This window comes from Streptomyces sp. C36 (genome assembly GCF_040932295.1).
Lineage (GTDB): Bacteria > Actinomycetota > Actinomycetes > Streptomycetales > Streptomycetaceae > Streptomyces > Streptomyces triculaminicus.
The window spans coordinates 1-2,500 of the sequence record NZ_JBFQGI010000021.1 but is presented as its reverse complement, the minus strand read 5'-3'; the positions used below and the strand labels follow the sequence as shown (position 1 = coordinate 2,500).

Genomic DNA, 2,500 nt, shown 5'->3' with positions numbered 1-2,500 from the left:
TTGGTGCGTCGTGACTGCGTGCCTTTTGAAGAATGAGCCTGCGAGTTTGCGGTGTGTTGCGAGGTTAACCCGTGTGGGGAAGCCGTAGCGAAAGCGAGTCCGAATAGGGCGATTGAGTAGCGCGCCCAAGACCCGAAGCGGAGTGATCTAGCCATGGGCAGGTTGAAGCGGAGGTAAGACTTCGTGGAGGACCGAACCCACCAGGGTTGAAAACCTGGGGGATGACCTGTGGTTAGGGGTGAAAGGCCAATCAAACTCCGTGATAGCTGGTTCTCCCCGAAATGCATTTAGGTGCAGCGTCGTGTGTTTCTTGCCGGAGGTAGAGCACTGGATAGGCGATGGGCCCTACCGGGTTACTGACCTTAGCCAAACTCCGAATGCCGGTAAGTGAGAGCGCGGCAGTGAGACTGTGGGGGATAAGCTCCATGGTCGAGAGGGAAACAGCCCAGAGCATCGACTAAGGCCCCTAAGCGTACGCTAAGTGGGAAAGGATGTGGAGTCGCAGAGACAACCAGGAGGTTGGCTTAGAAGCAGCCACCCTTGAAAGAGTGCGTAATAGCTCACTGGTCAAGTGATTCCGCGCCGACAATGTAGCGGGGCTCAAGCGTACCGCCGAAGTCGTGTCATTCACACATGAGGGCCAACGCCCGTGTGGATGGGTAGGGGAGCGTCGTGTGCCGGGTGAAGCAGCCGCGGAAGCGAGTTGTGGACGGTTCACGAGTGAGAATGCAGGCATGAGTAGCGATACACACGTGAGAAACGTGTGCGCCGATTGACTAAGGGTTCCTGGGTCAAGCTGATCTGCCCAGGGTAAGTCGGGACCTAAGGCGAGGCCGACAGGCGTAGTCGATGGACAACCGGTTGATATTCCGGTACCCGCTTTGAAACGCCCAATATCGAATCAGGCGATGCTAAGTCCGTGAAGCCGTTCCGGACCCTTCGGGGAAAGGAAAGTGGTGGAGCCGACGAACCAGACTTGTAGTAGGTAAGCGATGGGGTGACGCAGGAAGGTAGTCCAGCCCGGGCGGTGGTAGTCCCGGGGTAAGGGTGTAGGGCGTTGTGTAGGCAAATCCGCACAACATACAGCCTGAGACCTGATGCCGAGCCGATTGTGGTGAAGTGGATGATCCTATGCTGTCGAGAAAAGCCTCTAGCGAGTTTCATGGCGGCCCGTACCCTAAACCGACTCAGGTGGTCAGGTAGAGAATACCGAGGCGTTCGGGTGAACTATGGTTAAGGAACTCGGCAAAATGCCCCCGTAACTTCGGGAGAAGGGGGGCCATGTCTGGTGATCGGATTTACTCCGTGAGCTGGGTGTGGCCGCAGAGACCAGCGAGAAGCGACTGTTTACTAAAAACACAGGTCCGTGCGAAGCCGTAAGGCGATGTATACGGACTGACGCCTGCCCGGTGCTGGAACGTTAAGGGGACCGGTTAGCTCTGTTTCGACAGGGCGAAGCTGAGAACTTAAGCGCCAGTAAACGGCGGTGGTAACTATAACCATCCTAAGGTAGCGAAATTCCTTGTCGGGTAAGTTCCGACCTGCACGAATGGCGTAACGACTTCTCGACTGTCTCAACCATAGGCCCGGTGAAATTGCACTACGAGTAAAGATGCTCGTTTCGCGCAGCAGGACGGAAAGACCCCGGGACCTTTACTATAGCTTGATATTGGTGTTCGGTTCGGCTTGTGTAGGATAGGTGGGAGACTTTGAAGTCATGGCGCCAGCCATGGTGGAGTCGTCGTTGAAATACCACTCTGGTCGTGCTGGATGTCTAACCTCGGTCCGTGATCCGGATCAGGGACAGTGTCTGGTGGGTAGTTTAACTGGGGCGGTTGCCTCCTAAAGGGTAACGGAGGCGCCCAAAGGTTCCCTCAGCCTGGTTGGCAATCAGGTGTTGAGTGTAAGTGCACAAGGGAGCTTGACTGTGAGACCGACGGGTCGAGCAGGGACGAAAGTCGGGACTAGTGATCCGGCGGTGGCTTGTGGAAGCGCCGTCGCTCAACGGATAAAAGGTACCCCGGGGATAACAGGCTGATCTTCCCCAAGAGTCCATATCGACGGGATGGTTTGGCACCTCGATGTCGGCTCGTCGCATCCTGGGGCTGGAGTCGGTCCCAAGGGTTGGGCTGTTCGCCCATTAAAGCGGTACGCGAGCTGGGTTTAGAACGTCGTGAGACAGTTCGGTCCCTATCCGCTGCGCGCGTAGGAGTCTTGAGAAGGGCTGTCCCTAGTACGAGAGGACCGGGACGGACGAACCTCTGGTGTGCCAGTTGTCCTGCCAAGGGCATGGCTGGTTGGCTACGTTCGGGAGGGATAACCGCTGAAAGCATCTAAGCGGGAAGCCTGCTTCGAGATGAGGACTCCCACCCACTTGATGGGGTAAGGCTCCCAGTAGACGACTGGGTTGATAGGCCAGGTGTGGAAGACCGGTAACGGTTGGAGCTGACTGGTACTAATAGGCCGAGGGCTTGTCCTCAGTTGCTCGCGTCCACTGTGT

The 2,500-nt window shown here is 56.8% G+C and carries 1 rRNA gene (cut by a window edge); it reads left to right on the top strand.

The features are described from left to right. Positions 1-2,479: ribosomal RNA gene (locus tag AB4K12_RS31150) — 23S ribosomal RNA — on the top strand (it extends 644 nt beyond the left edge of the window). The last annotated feature ends 21 nt before the right edge of the window (positions 2,480-2,500 follow it).